This is a genomic window from Pseudomonas syringae (assembly GCF_021606685.1).
GTDB classification, from domain to species: Bacteria; Pseudomonadota; Gammaproteobacteria; order Pseudomonadales; family Pseudomonadaceae; genus Aquipseudomonas; species Aquipseudomonas syringae_R.
Genome location: NZ_WKCB01000021.1, coordinates 36,127 through 50,634 on the forward strand (window position 1 = coordinate 36,127; position 14,508 = coordinate 50,634).

The following is a 14,508-nucleotide window of genomic DNA, read 5'->3' on the forward strand; positions in this document are numbered from 1 at the left end:
AGTCAATGTGGGAGGGGGCTTGCTCCCGATTGCACTGGATCAGTTGGTACATCTGCTGACTGAATCACCGCCATCGGGGGCAAGCCCCCTCCCACATTTGATCTTCATACTTCAAAAAATCCAGTAACGACGACTAGTTATCTATTAGCGACATGTTCATAAGAGAACATGCAATTGCTCTCATTTCCTGTGTTTGCCACCAAGAGGCGATGCTATTTTCGGTAACGAAACTGTAACATTCGCATCCGCAGTCAAAACAAGAAATCTGGAGCTCTTGAATGTTTGCTTTCTTTCGTCCTGCCGCGCACCAGGCGCCCCTGCCTGAAGAAAAAATCGACAGTACCTACCGACGTCTGCGCTGGCAGATCTTCGCGGGCATTTTCTTCGGTTACGCCGGTTACTACCTGCTGCGCAAAAACTTCTCCCTGGCCATGCCCTACCTGATCGACGAGGGCTACACCCGTGGTGAGCTGGGCCTGGCGATGTCGGCGATCGCGATTGCCTACGGCCTGTCCAAGTTCCTCATGGGCCTGGTGTCCGACCGCTCCAACCCACGTTACTTCCTGCCCTTCGGCCTGCTGGTGTCGGCGGGGGTGATGTTCATTTTCGGTTTCGCACCTTGGGCAACGTCCAGCGTGACCATGATGTTCATCTTGCTGTTCATCAACGGCTGGGCCCAGGGCATGGGCTGGCCGCCAAGTGGGCGGACCATGGTGCACTGGTGGTCGCAGAAAGAACGCGGCGGCGTGGTGTCGGTATGGAACGTGGCGCACAACGTCGGCGGCGGCTTGATCGGGCCGCTGTTCCTGCTCGGCATGGCGTGGTTCAACGACTGGCATGCTGCGTTCTACGTGCCTGCGACCGTGGCGTTGGCCGTGGCGGCATTTGCCTTCATCACCATGCGCGACACCCCGCAATCGGTAGGCCTGCCGCCGATTGAAAAGTACAAGAACGACTACCCGGAAGGCTACGACGCCAGCCACGAAGACGAATTCAGCGCCAAGGAAATCTTCGTCAAATACGTGCTGCGCAACAAAATGCTGTGGTACATCGCCTTCGCCAACGTGTTCGTCTACCTGCTGCGCTACGGCGTGCTGGACTGGGCACCGACCTACCTCAAGGAAGCCAAGCACTTCACGGTCGACAAGTCGTCCTGGGCGTATTTCTTCTACGAGTGGGCGGGTATTCCGGGCACGCTGCTGTGCGGCTGGATGTCGGACAAGATCTTCCGTGGCAACCGTGGCCTGACCGGCATTGTGTTCATGGCGCTGGTGACCGTGGCCACCCTGGTTTACTGGCTCAACCCGCCGGGCAACCCGATGGTCGACATGATCGCGCTGGTCTCCATCGGCTTCCTGATCTACGGCCCGGTGATGCTGATCGGCCTGCAGGCGTTGGAGCTGGCGCCCAAGAAAGCCGCGGGCACCGCAGCGGGCTTCACCGGCCTGTTCGGTTACCTGGGCGGCTCGGTGGCCGCGAGTGCAGCCATGGGCTACACCGTCGACCATTTCGGTTGGGATGGCGGCTTCGTACTGCTGATCGGCGCCTGTGTGTTGGCGATCGCGTTCCTGATCCCAACGCTGTGGCACACCAACAGCGTCAGCTCGGCGCGTTAACCGCCAGAGCAATCCTGTGCACAACGCTTGAGCCGCGCCTCCAGATTCTTATCTGGCATGGCGTGGCTACGCAGGGCGTTGACGGTCTGCTCGACATAATCGCGAGTCGTGCCGTAACGCCCGCAAGCGCTTTGCAGCACGTGGTTCAGGATAACGTCGGGCAAATTACCGGCGTAACTGGGCAAGTGCCGCTCCAATACAAACCCCAGCGCCTGCACCTGACTGCCGTCTTCCAGACGACAGCTGAGCCAGTGCGGCCGGTACGAGGGGTAAGGCATCTCGCGCTGCCACAAGGCGTAGAGCGAGGCTTCCAGCTGATCCTCCGGCAAGCGGTAGGCGAACCCGCTGCAGGAGCCGCCACGGTCCAGACCGAACACCAGCCCCGGCAGTTCCGGCGTACCCCGATGCTCGTGGGACCACAGGTACAGGCCACGGTGATAGCCGTGCACCCGTGCCCGCACGCGCTCGGTGGACGAGCATTCCGGGCGCCAGATCAACGAACCGTACGCAAATAGCCAGACCGGCCCACCCTTGTGCCGGCTCATGGTGGCCTGCATCGAGCTCATCAATTGTTCGTGAGTGAGTTGCGGCCCAAGATCGAGCTGCGGAGGGTAAGCGAGTTGCAGAAGATCGGATTCAATGGCGGTCATGGCAAAAAGCGGTGCGCCTCCTGTGTGTTACCAGTTGCGAGCAACTTTACCGCAATAAAACGGTGCCGCTCTAACCGTACGGCGAAAAATGCCCCTGTCCACGTCCATATAGCCTAATGAGATTCGGCCCACATAAGTAATACCTTAATCACATAAGCATAGGCGACGATGCTTTCAGCGCAGGTTCAGGCCGCGCAGACCCTTTACCGTCACACTGTAGACGACTAGCGACCCCCCTTAGCCGCCCATTCAAACGACTAGCGAGGTCGAACCATGAAACACCTGTTTTTCGGCACGCTGCTGTTGACGCAAGGCGCCACCGCCTTGGCCACGGAGGCTGCCACCCAAGACGACAAGGGCTTCTGGTACGCGCAAACCAGCCTTTACACCCGGCACTTTTCACCCGACCCACAGCACAACAACCATCAGGACCTGATCAACCTGGAGCGCAACGAAGCATCAGGGCTCGTGTATGGCGCAGCGACGTTTCGCAACTCGTTCAGGCAGCGTTCGTATTACGCCTACGCGGGCAAACGCTATGACATGCCGGGCTATCCGGTGTATCTCAAGCTGACAGGCGGGGCTATCCAGGGCTATCGCGGCAAGTACCGCGACAAGATACCCCTGAACCGCTTCGGCGTGGCGCCGGTGATCATTCCGTCTGTGGGCACCCATTACGGGCCGGTGGCAACGGAATTGGTGTTGCTGGGGTTCAATGCGGCGATGGTGACGAGCGGATTGCGATTCTGAGCGGGCACGGCCCAATGTAGGAGCGGTCTTGCTCGCGAATGCGCAGGGTCAGTTTGCAAATAGGTCGACTGTCACACCGCCTTCGCGAGCAAGCTCGCTCCCACATTTTGATGGGCGTACACCCGGGATGGGTGTGGTCCAGTCAAGGGCGTGGCGCGTAAGCGAATACGTCGGCGCGCATCTGGTGTGCATCCATGCCTGCGTCGACCAGAGCGTCGAGGGTGCCGTAGATCATCGCCGGTGAGCCGCTGGCGTAGACGTGCACGGCTTTGAGGTCGGCAATGTCTTCGCACACCGCTTCATGCAGCAAGCCGCACCGCCCTTCCCAACCGCACAGGTCGCTGACCACCTTGTGCAGGAACAGATTAGGCAGCTGCAGCCATTGGTCCCAGTGCTCGATCTCGTAGAAATCTTCCGGGCGACGCACGCCCCAGTACAGGTGCACCGGGTGTTTGAAACCGGACGCGCGGCAGTGTTCGATCAAACTGTGCATCTGTGCCATGCCAGTGCCGGCGGCGATCAACACCAGCGGGCCGTCCGGCAGTTCGGCCAGGTGGGTGTCACCGAACGGCAGCTCCACACGCGCCATCTGGTTGCGTTGCAGTTGCTCAAGCAGGCTGCGAGCGCTGTCCTCGCGAGCCAGCACATGCAGCTCCAGCTCGCGCCCGGCGTGCGGCGCCGAGGCCAGGGAAAACGCGGATTTCTCGCCGTTCTCCCGCTCGATCATCAGGTACTGGCCTGCGTGGTAACGCACCGCCTTGCCGGCCGGGGCGCGCAGGCGCACGCGCCACACATCGCCGCCCACTTCCACACATTCACTCAATTGGCATGACAACTTGCGCAACGGCAACTCTCCCGGCGCCAACACGCCATCCCACAACACAATGCAATCTTCCAGCGGTTCGGCGATGCAGGTGTAGAACTCACCGTGGTCGCGCACCTCACCGGCCTGCTGCACCCGGCCCTCCACCAGCAATGCCGCGCACACATGGCACACGCCATTGCGGCACGCTTGAGGGCACTCGTAGCCCAGGCGGCGCGCGCCTTCGAGGATTCGCTCGCCGGGCACCAGCTCCAATATGGCGCCGGAAGGTTGCAGGGTTACACGCATCAATCTATTCCCAATTCTTTCCAGATCGCATCGACACGTGCCGTCACGGCTTCATCCTTGACGATCACCCTACCCCACTCGCGAGTGGTTTCACCCGGCCATTTGTGGGTGGCATCCAGGCCCATCTTCGAGCCCAAACCCGACACCGGCGAGGCGAAGTCGAGGTAGTCGATCGGCGTGTTATCGATCATCACCGTGTCGCGCTTGGGGTCCATGCGCGTGGTGATGGCCCAGATCACGTCGTTCCAGTCCCGGGCGTTGATGTCGTCGTCGGTGACGATAACGAACTTGGTGTACATGAACTGTCGCAAAAACGACCACACACCCAGCATGACCCGCTTGGCATGGCCCGGGTACGACTTCTTCATGGTCACAATGGCCATGCGGTACGAGCAACCTTCCGGCGGCAGGTAGAAGTCGGTGATTTCCGGGAATTGCTTCTGCAGGATCGGCACGAACACTTCGTTGAGTGCCACGCCGAGAATCGCCGGTTCATCGGGTGGACGGCCGGTGTAGGTGCTGTGGTAGATCGGTTTGATCCGATGGGTGATGCGCTCAACGGTGAACACCGGGAAGCTGTCGACTTCGTTGTAGTAGCCGGTGTGGTCGCCGTACGGGCCTTCATCGGCCATCTCGCCGGGATGAATCACGCCTTCGAGGATGATCTCAGCGGTGGCCGGCACTTGCAGGTCGTTGCCACGGCACTTCACCAGCTCGGTGCGATTGCCCCGCAACAGGCCGGCGAAGGCGTATTCGGACAGGCTGTCCGGCACGGGGGTAACGGCGCCGAGGATGGTCGCCGGGTCAGCGCCCAGGGCCACGGAAACCGGGAACGGCTGGCCAGGGTGTTTTTCGCACCACTCACGGAAGTCCAGGGCGCCGCCGCGGTGGCTCAGCCAACGCATGATCACCTTGTTGCGGCCGATCACTTGCTGGCGATAGATGCCGAGGTTCTGGCGGTCCTTGTTCGGGCCTTTGGTGACGGTCAGGCCCCAGGTGATCAGCGGGCCGACGTCGCCGGGCCAGCAGGTCTGCACCGGGAGCATCGCCAGGTCGACGTCATCGCCTTCGATGACGACCTCCTGGCACACCGCGTCCTTGACCACTTTGGGCGCCATGGCAATGATCTTGCGGAAGATCGGCAGCTTCGACCAGGCATCCTTGAGGCCCTTGGGTGGCTCGGGTTCCTTGAGGAAAGCCAGCAGCTTACCGATCTCGCGCAGCTCGCTGACCGACTCGGCGCCCATGCCAAAGGCAACGCGCTCAGGGGTACCGAACAGGTTGCCGAGCACCGGGATGTCAAAGCCGGTCGGCTTCTCGAACAGCAGCGCCGGGCCCTTGTTGCGCAGGGTACGGTCACAAATCTCAGTCATTTCCAGCACCGGTGAAATCGGCATCTGGATACGTTTCAACTCTCCGCGCTGCTCAAGTTGCTGCACGAAATCCCTAAGATCCTTGAATTTCATTAACCATGCCACCCGTAAAATAGGCGTACATCCTACCTGCTCTGAACGCGGCTGGCAGCCTTATCACGGCGCAATTGACGGCCAGGCGTCGTTAAAAATCCCAGGCAAAAAAATGGCGCCCCACGGGGCGCCATTCTTTCGGACCAGAAACGTCGTATTACTTACGCTTCATCGACAAGAAGAACTCGTCGTTGGTCTTGGTGGTTTTCAGCTTGTCGATCAGGAACTCGATGGCAGCGACTTCGTCCATCGGGTGCAGCAGCTTGCGCAGAATCCACATGCGCTGCAGTTCGTCGTCGGCCGTCAGCAACTCTTCACGGCGGGTGCCGGAGCGGTTGATGTTGATGGCCGGGAAGACGCGTTTTTCCGCGATGCGACGGTCCAAAGGCAGTTCCATGTTGCCGGTACCCTTGAACTCTTCGTAGATCACTTCATCCATCTTCGAGCCGGTTTCAACCAGCGCGGTGGCGATGATGGTCAGCGAGCCGCCTTCTTCGATGTTCCGCGCGGCGCCGAAGAAACGCTTGGGTTTCTCCAGGGCGTGGGCATCGACACCACCGGTCAACACCTTGCCGGAGCTAGGGATCACGGTGTTGTAGGCACGGGCCAGACGAGTGATGGAGTCGAGCAGGATCACCACGTCTTTCTTGTGTTCGACCAGGCGCTTGGCCTTCTCGATCACCATTTCGGCAACCTGCACGTGGCGGGTTGGCGGCTCATCGAACGTGGAGGCAACCACTTCGCCGCGCACGGTGCGCTGCATTTCGGTTACTTCTTCCGGACGCTCATCGATCAACAGCACGATCAGGTGAACTTCAGGATTGTTACGTGCGATGTTCGCTGCAATGTTCTGCAGCATGATGGTCTTACCGGCTTTCGGCGGTGCGACGATCAGGCCACGCTGGCCCTTGCCGATCGGGGCGCACAGGTCGATGACACGGCCGGTCAAGTCTTCGGTGGAACCGTTACCGGCTTCCATCTTCATGCGCACGGTCGGGAACAGCGGCGTCAGGTTCTCGAAGAGAATCTTGTTTTTCGCGTTCTCGGGACGATCGAAGTTGATCGTGTCGACCTTGAGCAGGGCGAAATAACGCTCGCCTTCCTTGGGAGGGCGGATCTTGCCAACGATGGTGTCACCGGTGCGCAAGTTGAAGCGACGGATCTGGCTCGGCGAGACGTAGATATCGTCTGGGCCGGCAAGATAGGAGGCGTCTGCAGAGCGGAGGAAGCCGAAGCCGTCCTGGAGAATCTCCAGCACGCCATCACCGGAGATTTCCTCGCCGCTTTTCGCGTGCTTTTTGAGCAGGGAGAAAATCACGTCCTGCTTGCGCGAACGGGCCATATTTTCTATGCCCATCTCTTCGGCCAATTGGAGCAGGTCGGTAATCGGCTTTTGCTTGAGTTCAGTCAGATTCATATAGGAATGACGTAATCATTTATGGAGGGGGGAAATTAAGCTTTTGGCTTAATGAGGCCGCGCCGCAGAGAAGGCGACAGGATCGCGTACTAATCGAAAAGGAGTGCGTCGGCGACGGCTTGCAGGGGGCAGTGGAGAAACCAGTGCGGGGCCGAATGTACCACCTGAATTTCGGAGCGTCTAGCCCTGTTTCACGAAAAAGCCCCGCAATTTGCGGGGCTTTTTTGACGACGCTTAGATGTTCGCGTCGAGGAAAGCTTGCAGCTGGGACTTCGACAGCGCGCCCACTTTAGTGGCTTCTACGTTGCCGTTCTTGAACAGCATCAGCGTAGGAATACCACGCACGCCATGCTTGGCCGGGGTTTCCTGGTTTTCGTCGATGTTCAGCTTGGCAACGGTCAGCTTGCCTTCGTAGGTGGTTGCAATGTCGTCCAGAACAGGGGCGATCATTTTGCAAGGGCCACACCATTCAGCCCAGTAGTCAACCAGCACCGGGCCTTGAGCCTTGAGTACTTGTTCCTCAAAGTTCGCGTCGGTGACGTGCTTGATAAGATCGTTGCTCATGGATGTCTCCGGATTGTAAGCAAAAAAAACGTGGCCCATCATAGCCGCCCTTCCCCTGTTCAGGAAGCCGCCTCTGATTGAGTCTTGCTATGGCGGTGCATGAGTTTGGGTATAGACCCTCTCAAGGCGTCACAGGCGTGACGAAGGCAATGCCGGTGCGCAACGCCGCATTGCGTACGTGCTCCTGCATGGTTTTCTGCGCCGCCGCGCTGGCACGCCGGGCCAGGGCGCGCAGGATCTTGCGGTGTTCCTGCCAGGTTTCCATGGCCCTCTCCGGCCGGATGAACGGTAGTTTCTGGCTCTCCAAGAACACCTCCGCGCTGGCACTCAGAATGCTCACCATCGCCTGGTTACCACTGGCCAGCAGGATGCGTTGGTGGAACTCGAAGTCCAGCCGCGCTGCCGCTTCGAAGTCGCCGGCCTTGAGCACCTTGCGCATGGCTTCCACGTTGTCTTCCAGGCGGTCCAGCTCATCGATGCTCAAGGTCACCGCCGCCAGACCCGCCGCGAACCCCTCCAGGGCGTAGCGCAACTGAAAAATATCCAGCGGCGTGGCCTGCGCCGCAAAAGGCCAGGCAAACCCTGGCGCTTCTTCTGCCGCCTGGACGAACACGCCCTTGCCCGGCTGCACGCTGACCACGCCCAAGGCACTCAGAGACGACAACGCCTCGCGCAACGACGCGCGGCTCACGCCCAACTGCACCGCCAGGTCGCGCTGGGACGGCAGCGCATCACCGGCGGCGAAGCCCTGTTCCTTGATCAGTTTGCGGATGGCCTGCAGGGCCGCTTCCGGTACGGCTTGGGCGATGGAATTCATAGAAAACTCAAGGTTCCAGACAACTGTGCAGCTAGTTGTAAAGCTATTCGCAGCTGGCGGCAAGCCACGCCCCAAAGGGGCTCGCACGGTTTTGCCGACGCTCGAAAAGGGTGCGAAAAATTCGCGCACTGTTCAGACCAGTAAGACCACTGCAGCTCAACAAACGCCTGCACTCCAGGCCATTAACGCGGTGATGGCATGGGCTGTGCACTGAGCAAACTCAGAAAATTCCTTCGCCCTTCTCGGAGAGTTGCCATGACCAAACGCTACAGCGCCCTGCTTACTGCCTTGTTCGCCAGCCTGATGCTGAGCCAGGCACCCGCCCAGGCCAATGGTCTGGATGACATCGTTGCCCGCGGCACCCTGAAGGTCGCGGTGCCCCAAGACTTCCCGCCGTTTGGCTCGGTCGGCCCCGACATGAAACCGCGCGGCCTGGACATCGACACCGCGAAGCTGCTGGCCGACCAGCTCAAGGTCAAGCTGGAGCTGACCCCGGTCAACAGCACCAACCGCATCCCGTTCCTCACCACCGGCAAAGTCGACCTGGTGATTTCCAGCCTGGGCAAGAACCCCGAGCGCGAGAAGGTCATCGACTTCTCCAAGGCCTACGCACCGTTCTACCTGGCCGTGTTCGGCCCGCCTGAAGCCGCGATCGGCAGCCTCGACGACCTCAAGGGCAAGACCATCAGCGTGACCCGTGGCGCTATCGAAGACATCGAGCTGACCGCCGTGGCCCCCAAGGAAGCGACCATCAAGCGTTTCGAGGACAACAACTCGACCATCGCGGCTTACCTCGCCGGCCAGGTCGACCTGATCGCCAGCGGCAACGTGGTGATGGTAGCGATCAGCGAGCGCAACCCGAAACGCGTGCCCGCCTTGAAAGTGAAGCTCAAGGACTCGCCGGTGTACGTGGGCGTGAACAAGAACGAGCCGGCGTTGCTGGAGAAGGTCAACCAGATCCTGGTCGCAGCCAAGGCCGACGGCAGCCTGGAAAAGAACGCACTGCAATGGCTGAAAGAGCCGCTGCCTGCCGATCTTTGATGCAACGGAGCTGACTCATGGCGTATCAATTTGACTTTGTGCCGGTGCTGGCCAATACCGACCTGCTGTTGCGCGGCGCGCTGTTCACCCTTGAGCTGACGGCCATCGGCGCCATCCTCGGGGTGGCCCTGGGCACCGTCGGCGCCGTGGTGCGGGCGTGGAAGATCCAGCCGTTTGCCTGGTTCTTCGGGGTGTACGTCGAGTTGATCCGTAATACGCCGTTCCTGGTGCAGTTGTTCTTCATCTTCTTCGGCCTGCCGTCCTTGGGGCTGAAGATCACCGAGTGGCAAGCCGCCGTGCTGGCCATGGTGATCAACCTGGGGGCCTATTCCACCGAGATCATCCGTGCCGGCATCCAGGCCATCCCCCGCGGGCAACTGGAAGCGGCAGCCGCGCTGGCGATGACACGCTTCGAGGCGTTCCGCCACGTGGTGCTGCTGCCAGCGCTGGGCAAGGTGTGGCCGGCGCTGAGCAGCCAGATCATCATCGTGATGCTCGGCTCGGCGGTGTGTTCACAGATCGCTACCGAAGAGCTGAGCTTTGCCGCCAACTTTATCCAGTCGCGCAATTTCCGCGCATTTGAAACCTATGCCCTGACCACCCTGGTGTACCTGTGCATGGCGCTGATGATTCGCCAGTTGCTCAACTGGATTGGCCGCCGGTTTGTGATGAGGAACAGCCGATGAGTGATTTTTCGTTCTGGGACATCGTGCGCAACCTGCTGACTGGCCTGCAATGGACCCTGCTGCTGTCGCTCGTAGCCTTTATCGGCGGCGGCCTGATCGGCCTGCTGGTGATGACCCTGCGTATCAGCCGCAAGGCCTTCCCACGCAATGTGGCTCGCACCTATATCGAACTGTTCCAGGGCACGCCGCTGTTGATGCAGCTGTTCCTGGTGTTTTTCGGCGTCGCCCTGCTGGGGGTGGATATTTCCCCCTGGCTGGCGGCAGCAATTGCATTAACCCTGTTTACCAGCGCCTACCTCGCCGAAATCTGGCGCGGCTGCGTCGACTCCATCGCCCACGGGCAATGGGAAGCCTCGGCCAGCCTGGCGCTTAACCCGCTTGAGCAACTGCGCTACGTGATCCTGCCCCAGGCGCTGCGCATTGCCGTCGCGCCCACCGTGGGCTTCTCGGTGCAGGTGGTCAAAGGCACCGCCGTGACCTCGATCATCGGCTTCACCGAACTGACCAAGACCGGCGGCATGCTCGCCAACGCGACCTTCGAACCTTTCATGGTCTACGGCCTGGTGGCCCTCGGTTACTTCCTGCTCTGCTACCCCTTGTCCCTCAGTGCGCGCTACCTGGAAAGGAGACTGCATGCCTCTGCTTAGAATTTCCGCCCTGCATAAGTATTACGGCGATCACCACGTACTCAAAGGCATCGACCTGACGGTTGAAGAAGGCCAGGTGGTGGCGATCGTAGGCCGCAGCGGCTCGGGCAAATCCACCTTGCTGCGGACCCTCAATGGCCTGGAATCCATCAACGACGGCGTGATCGAAGTCGATGGCGAATACCTCGACGCCGCTCGCGCCGACCTGCGCAGCCTGCGGCAGAAAGTCGGCATGGTGTTCCAGCAGTTCAACCTGTTCCCGCACCTGACCGTGGGCGAAAACGTGATGCTCGCCCCGCAAGTGGTGCAGAAAGTGCCCAAGGCCAAGGCCGCCCAGCTGGCCAGGCAGATGCTGGAGCGCGTCGGGCTGGGCGAGAAGTTCGATGCCTTTCCCGATCGCCTGTCCGGCGGCCAGCAACAGCGGGTCGCCATTGCCCGCGCCCTGGCCATGTCGCCCAAGGTGTTGCTGTGCGATGAAATCACCTCGGCCCTGGACCCGGAACTGGTCAACGAAGTGCTCAGCGTGGTGCGCCAACTGGCCAAGGACGGCATGACCCTGATCATGGTGACCCACGAAATGCGCTTTGCCCGCGAAGTGGGCGACAAGCTGGTGTTCATGCACCAGGGCAAGGTGCATGAAGTGGGCGACCCCAAGGTGCTGTTCGCCAACCCCAGAACGCCCGAGTTCGCCAACTTCATTGGCTCGGTGGAACAACCGGGCTGACCAGCTCGAAACTGCCCTGCCCCTCCAAACGCGTCTCGCCGCGCACGTCCAAGGCGGCAGAGGGCAGGTCGGTGTCGATATCGACGAGGGCCGTCATTCGTCGACCGACCACCGCTACGCCAGCCGCCCACGCCACCCATGCCTGTCCGGGCAGCAATTGCCCGCCGACAGGCTCGCCGGAGAGGTGCGCAGCCGTCCCCTCCACCGCACGCCCGTCCACCTGGGCATGCTTGAGGCTCAGACGAAAACGCCCCAGGTGACCAAACCGAAACCCCTGCGCATCGGCCGCAACCCCGTTGAAGCGCAGCGCCATGACGGTAGGCGCTGTGCACACAACGTTCAGGTTCAACGAGCGCGTGCCCAGTGTCACGGCGGCACGCTCAACAAACACCTCGCGGCGAATACCACCGTAGTCGATACGCGACTGGCTCAACCACAGCCGGCAGTTTTCGGCGCGCACACCCGGTGCTGCCAGCGCCGTGCTCAGCAGTAGCCAGGGCAGCAGTTTAAGCTTAAAGACCATGGCACACCGCCGATGTGGTTTCGTAGAACGTGTCATTCCCGGGCTTGGCCTGCAGATCAACGCGCAACTGGCAGCTAGAAGAATTGGGCAAGGAAACCCGCAGGTCTTGCGACTCATCGACGTCGTTCAGGAAAATCATGCCCTCACCCACCACGCTGGTCAGGAAACGGTCGCCCTTGCCGAACACGGCGGCGCCCTGAGGCAATGGCCGGCCCTGCTGATCAAGGGCGCTGAGCAACACGCGGCGTACCTTCACCACATCGAAACCCACCGTATTGAACGAGCCACGCCCCGCAGCGAGCACCTGGGTGCCGTTTTTCAGGTCAACGCGCCTGGGCAAGGAGTGGGTGTGCACCTCGACCCGACTGTTGGTATAGGCCGGCAAGCCTGCGATCACCGCCTGCCCGCTGAAGTCGGTCCATACCGGGCCTTGCGGCGTCTCGACTTTGGCCGAGCCAATGTCCCCCACCGAGACGATGCCGAACGTGTCCTGCACGGTATAAGGCGAGAACGTCAGCCCACCTGCGTGAGCCACCACCCCGCCCTGCAACTGCCCGGTATAGCTGTTGCCCAGAGGGTCGCGGCTGACGCCCAGGCCGACCCGTGTATAGCGCGGCAGCAGGTCCACCTGTGCGCGAACGGATTGCTCGCGGGCCCTGAGATCACGCTCGGCGCCCACCTCGTAACTCACAGAGTCGTTGACCCGTTCGCTGAGCGCTGTACCCGCCGTGAGCTGATCCCCTCGGCGGCTGGTGTAGCTGGTCACACGTCGATCCCCGCCCAGCGGCACGCTGACCTGCAGCCGCACCGACAGGTCATTGTCCACGGCCCTGTCGCGCCGCTTGCCGCCAGGGTTGGCGTCACGCGCAGGGCGCGCGCCGCCCACTTGCGAATCTGCGATCAACGCAACATCGGCGCGCCTGAAGGAATGGTTCCACGAGACAAACACATGTTCGGCCACTTGGCGGTCAAATTGCGAACTGCGGCTATAGCCTACGGCGAATACCCCCAGCGAGGGATCGGCCCAACTCAACCCTGCCGTGTACTGGTGCTTGAAGCGCGAATCCAATTCATCGGCCCTCAAGGACCGGCCCGCCTCAGCGACTTCGCGATACCCCCGCGTCTGGGCGGTTGCGCTGAGGTTGACGTCGATGTTGGCGTACACCGGGCTGCTGGCGGATACGCTGCTGCGCGCGCCGGACAGCGCGTTCTTGCTGTCCCGAGACAGGTTATGCCGTGCGCCCAGGGAAACCCGCTGGAAAAACACGCTGCTCAGGGTGCCGCCGGCCGACCAGTAATCATCGGTGCTCAACACCCCGAAGCCGGCAGACGAATCGCGTCCCAGCCCCCAGGTGCCGCTGCCCATGGCAACCACTGCTGACGGCACCTCTTCGCCGGCTTTTTCACGCAGCGTTCCGAGCGAAAAATAATAACCTGGCGCCGTCGGCACAGCCCCGGCGAAAGACGCCGCAGGCACCACAAAACTGCGCCTGGCGCCGCGTGCATCAATCACGCTGACTTCAAGGTCACTGGTGCCATTAAGCAATGGCAAACCGGTCAGTCGAAAAGCCCCTTCGGGCACCAATGTGCTATGGATCAGAACCCCGGACTGGCGCACCTCGACCCGCGACTGACTCTGGGCAAGCCCCTCGACGACGGCATGGTTGCTGCTCGCAGGCGCACGTGATTGGCCATCGGGTGAAAATTGCACGCCGGACAACTGGACGCCGCCAAACAACGGATTGTTGCTGGACAGCTGGCCGACCTGGAAAGTCGATTGCAGCGCGGCAATATCCCGCTGGGCATAAGCGTACAGGTGCTCGGTACGCGCCTTGCCGTTGTCGGACACATAGAACTGGCGGCTGCGCACAATCCAGTCCTCAAGGTTGAAGCCGGCCTCGGTGTAAGCCGACACAAACCGGCTGGGCCCACTGCGCGAGCGGCTGTCGAAACCCAGCACGTCATAGTTGAACAGCGCCGCCGCGCCGCCCCTGGAAAACTCGCCGGCGTCCCACTGGGGCTCGCGCAAGGACTGGGTCGGCACCACCAGCGCGACTTCATCCGTGCCGGGCCGCAGCCGCACCAGGGTCGTAGGGAATGCGCCCAGGAAGTCATGGCAAGCCTGGTCCGGCGCAGCCGCTTCGTGAATGATCGCGCTGGGCTTCACCAAACCGGCTTTGTCCAGCAGCCCCGGGGTGAAACACAACCGCCCCTGCTGGTCGAACCGTGCATCCACCAGCCCAAGCGGGTTGCCATTGACCCGCAGCCCCACCACCTGCGCACCCTCACGAAAACGCGCAGCGCTGCGAAAATAGTCAGACACCTTGGGGTCAATGCCGTGGGTAGTCAGTGCCGCGAGGTCGAACCCCTCCCCAAGCTCCAGTGCAGAGGCAAGGCCGGGCAAACTCCAGAGCGTCGCGAACCCAACGATCAGCGTGGGCCTGCACAGCCGCAAAGACGCGGCAATGCCTGCATTCGACGGGTGTGTCATGAGCC

At 61.3% G+C, this 14,508-nt stretch carries 14 protein-coding genes; 6 read left to right on the forward strand and 8 right to left on the reverse strand.

Going from position 1 to position 14,508, the window contains the following annotated elements; genetic code table 11:
• Positions 1 to 278: 278 nt before the first annotated feature.
• Entirely contained in the window at positions 279 to 1,616 is a 1,338-nt protein-coding gene (gene glpT, locus GIW02_RS10875; protein WP_015886453.1) for a glycerol-3-phosphate transporter, read from the forward strand.
• Here the strand turns inward: glpT and GIW02_RS10880 are convergent.
• Entirely contained in the window at positions 1,613 to 2,266 is a 654-nt protein-coding gene (locus GIW02_RS10880; protein WP_236410733.1) for a gamma-glutamylcyclotransferase, read from the reverse strand. The genes glpT and GIW02_RS10880 overlap by 4 nt on opposite strands.
• Before the next feature lie 273 nt (positions 2,267 to 2,539).
• Between GIW02_RS10880 and GIW02_RS10885 the strand changes: the two genes are divergently transcribed.
• Complete coding sequence (locus tag GIW02_RS10885; protein ID WP_236410732.1) at positions 2,540 to 3,016, forward strand: sn-glycerol-3-phosphate transporter; 477 nt, start codon at positions 2,540 to 2,542, stop codon at positions 3,014 to 3,016.
• A gap of 142 nt (positions 3,017 to 3,158) precedes the next feature.
• Here GIW02_RS10885 and GIW02_RS10890 read toward each other — a convergent pair whose 3' ends face one another.
• The 5 genes from GIW02_RS10890 to GIW02_RS10910 all read right to left on the reverse strand — a co-directional run bounded on the left by GIW02_RS10890 (position 3,159) and on the right by GIW02_RS10910 (position 8,391).
• On the reverse strand, positions 3,159 to 4,127 hold the full coding sequence (locus GIW02_RS10890) for a CDP-6-deoxy-delta-3,4-glucoseen reductase (protein ID WP_236410731.1): 969 nt from the start codon (positions 4,125 to 4,127) through the stop codon (positions 3,159 to 3,161).
• The gene (ubiD, locus tag GIW02_RS10895) at positions 4,127 to 5,593 is read right to left on the reverse strand and encodes a 4-hydroxy-3-polyprenylbenzoate decarboxylase (RefSeq protein ID WP_116626930.1); all 1,467 of its coding nucleotides are present in this window, start codon (positions 5,591 to 5,593) and stop codon (positions 4,127 to 4,129) included. The genes GIW02_RS10890 and ubiD overlap by 1 nt, the downstream gene beginning before the upstream one ends.
• A gap of 157 nt (positions 5,594 to 5,750) precedes the next feature.
• The gene (rho, locus tag GIW02_RS10900; protein WP_003176825.1) at positions 5,751 to 7,010 is read right to left on the reverse strand and encodes a transcription termination factor Rho; all 1,260 of its coding nucleotides are present in this window, start codon (positions 7,008 to 7,010) and stop codon (positions 5,751 to 5,753) included.
• Positions 7,011 to 7,244: 234 nt separating this feature from the next.
• On the reverse strand, positions 7,245 to 7,574 hold the full coding sequence (gene trxA, locus GIW02_RS10905) for a thioredoxin TrxA (RefSeq protein ID WP_236410730.1): 330 nt from the start codon (positions 7,572 to 7,574) through the stop codon (positions 7,245 to 7,247).
• A gap of 121 nt (positions 7,575 to 7,695) precedes the next feature.
• Positions 7,696 to 8,391, reverse strand: a complete 696-nt coding sequence (locus GIW02_RS10910; RefSeq protein ID WP_236410729.1) for an FCD domain-containing protein — start codon at positions 8,389 to 8,391, stop codon at positions 7,696 to 7,698.
• Between the two features lie 255 nt (positions 8,392 to 8,646).
• Between GIW02_RS10910 and GIW02_RS10915 the strand changes: the two genes are divergently transcribed.
• The 4 genes from GIW02_RS10915 to GIW02_RS10930 are packed head-to-tail and all read left to right on the forward strand — an operon-like array spanning position 8,647 to position 11,489.
• On the forward strand, positions 8,647 to 9,432 hold the full coding sequence (locus tag GIW02_RS10915; RefSeq protein WP_236410728.1) for a transporter substrate-binding domain-containing protein: 786 nt from the start codon (positions 8,647 to 8,649) through the stop codon (positions 9,430 to 9,432).
• A gap of 17 nt (positions 9,433 to 9,449) precedes the next feature.
• Positions 9,450 to 10,118 carry an amino acid ABC transporter permease gene (locus GIW02_RS10920; RefSeq protein ID WP_017736949.1) on the forward strand — a complete coding sequence of 223 codons (669 nt, stop codon included), beginning with the start codon at positions 9,450 to 9,452 and terminating at the stop codon, positions 10,116 to 10,118.
• Positions 10,115 to 10,765: an amino acid ABC transporter permease gene (locus GIW02_RS10925; RefSeq protein ID WP_236410727.1), complete on the forward strand. Its 651-nt coding sequence runs from the start codon at positions 10,115 to 10,117 to the stop codon at positions 10,763 to 10,765. The genes GIW02_RS10920 and GIW02_RS10925 overlap by 4 nt, the downstream gene beginning before the upstream one ends.
• Positions 10,752 to 11,489 (forward strand): amino acid ABC transporter ATP-binding protein, encoded by a 738-nt coding sequence (locus GIW02_RS10930; protein WP_236410726.1) that lies wholly within the window; start codon positions 10,752 to 10,754, stop codon positions 11,487 to 11,489. The genes GIW02_RS10925 and GIW02_RS10930 overlap by 14 nt, the downstream gene beginning before the upstream one ends.
• On the opposite strand, the gene GIW02_RS10935 is transcribed toward GIW02_RS10930, so the two are convergent.
• Positions 11,461 to 12,012, reverse strand: coding sequence for a DUF1120 domain-containing protein (locus GIW02_RS10935; protein ID WP_236410725.1), 552 nt, complete (start codon positions 12,010 to 12,012; stop codon positions 11,461 to 11,463). The two genes, GIW02_RS10930 and GIW02_RS10935, sit on opposite strands and share 29 nt — an antisense overlap.
• Positions 12,002 to 14,503, reverse strand: a complete 2,502-nt coding sequence (locus GIW02_RS10940; protein WP_236410724.1) for a fimbria/pilus outer membrane usher protein — start codon at positions 14,501 to 14,503, stop codon at positions 12,002 to 12,004. The genes GIW02_RS10935 and GIW02_RS10940 overlap by 11 nt, the downstream gene beginning before the upstream one ends.
• Positions 14,504 to 14,508: the final 5 nt, after the last annotated feature.

What these genes read in the sequence shown, in the direction of transcription:
- GIW02_RS10925 (WP_236410727.1), top strand. Translation starts at nt 10,115, where the DNA reads ATGAGTGATTTTTCGTTCTGGGACATCGTGCGCAACCTGCTGACTGGC.
- GIW02_RS10910 (WP_236410729.1), bottom strand. Translation starts at nt 8,391, where the DNA reads ATGAATTCCATCGCCCAAGCCGTACCGGAAGCGGCCCTGCAGGCCATC.
- GIW02_RS10920 (WP_017736949.1), top strand. Translation starts at nt 9,450, where the DNA reads ATGGCGTATCAATTTGACTTTGTGCCGGTGCTGGCCAATACCGACCTG.
- GIW02_RS10880 (WP_236410733.1), bottom strand. Translation starts at nt 2,266, where the DNA reads ATGACCGCCATTGAATCCGATCTTCTGCAACTCGCTTACCCTCCGCAG.
- GIW02_RS10940 (WP_236410724.1), bottom strand. Translation starts at nt 14,503, where the DNA reads ATGACACACCCGTCGAATGCAGGCATTGCCGCGTCTTTGCGGCTGTGC.
- GIW02_RS10885 (WP_236410732.1), top strand. Translation starts at nt 2,540, where the DNA reads ATGAAACACCTGTTTTTCGGCACGCTGCTGTTGACGCAAGGCGCCACC.
- rho (WP_003176825.1), bottom strand. Translation starts at nt 7,010, where the DNA reads ATGAATCTGACTGAACTCAAGCAAAAGCCGATTACCGACCTGCTCCAA.
- trxA (WP_236410730.1), bottom strand. Translation starts at nt 7,574, where the DNA reads ATGAGCAACGATCTTATCAAGCACGTCACCGACGCGAACTTTGAGGAA.
- GIW02_RS10935 (WP_236410725.1), bottom strand. Translation starts at nt 12,012, where the DNA reads ATGGTCTTTAAGCTTAAACTGCTGCCCTGGCTACTGCTGAGCACGGCG.
- GIW02_RS10890 (WP_236410731.1), bottom strand. Translation starts at nt 4,127, where the DNA reads ATGCGTGTAACCCTGCAACCTTCCGGCGCCATATTGGAGCTGGTGCCC.
- ubiD (WP_116626930.1), bottom strand. Translation starts at nt 5,593, where the DNA reads ATGAAATTCAAGGATCTTAGGGATTTCGTGCAGCAACTTGAGCAGCGC.
- glpT (WP_015886453.1), top strand. Translation starts at nt 279, where the DNA reads ATGTTTGCTTTCTTTCGTCCTGCCGCGCACCAGGCGCCCCTGCCTGAA.
- GIW02_RS10930 (WP_236410726.1), top strand. Translation starts at nt 10,752, where the DNA reads ATGCCTCTGCTTAGAATTTCCGCCCTGCATAAGTATTACGGCGATCAC.
- GIW02_RS10915 (WP_236410728.1), top strand. Translation starts at nt 8,647, where the DNA reads ATGACCAAACGCTACAGCGCCCTGCTTACTGCCTTGTTCGCCAGCCTG.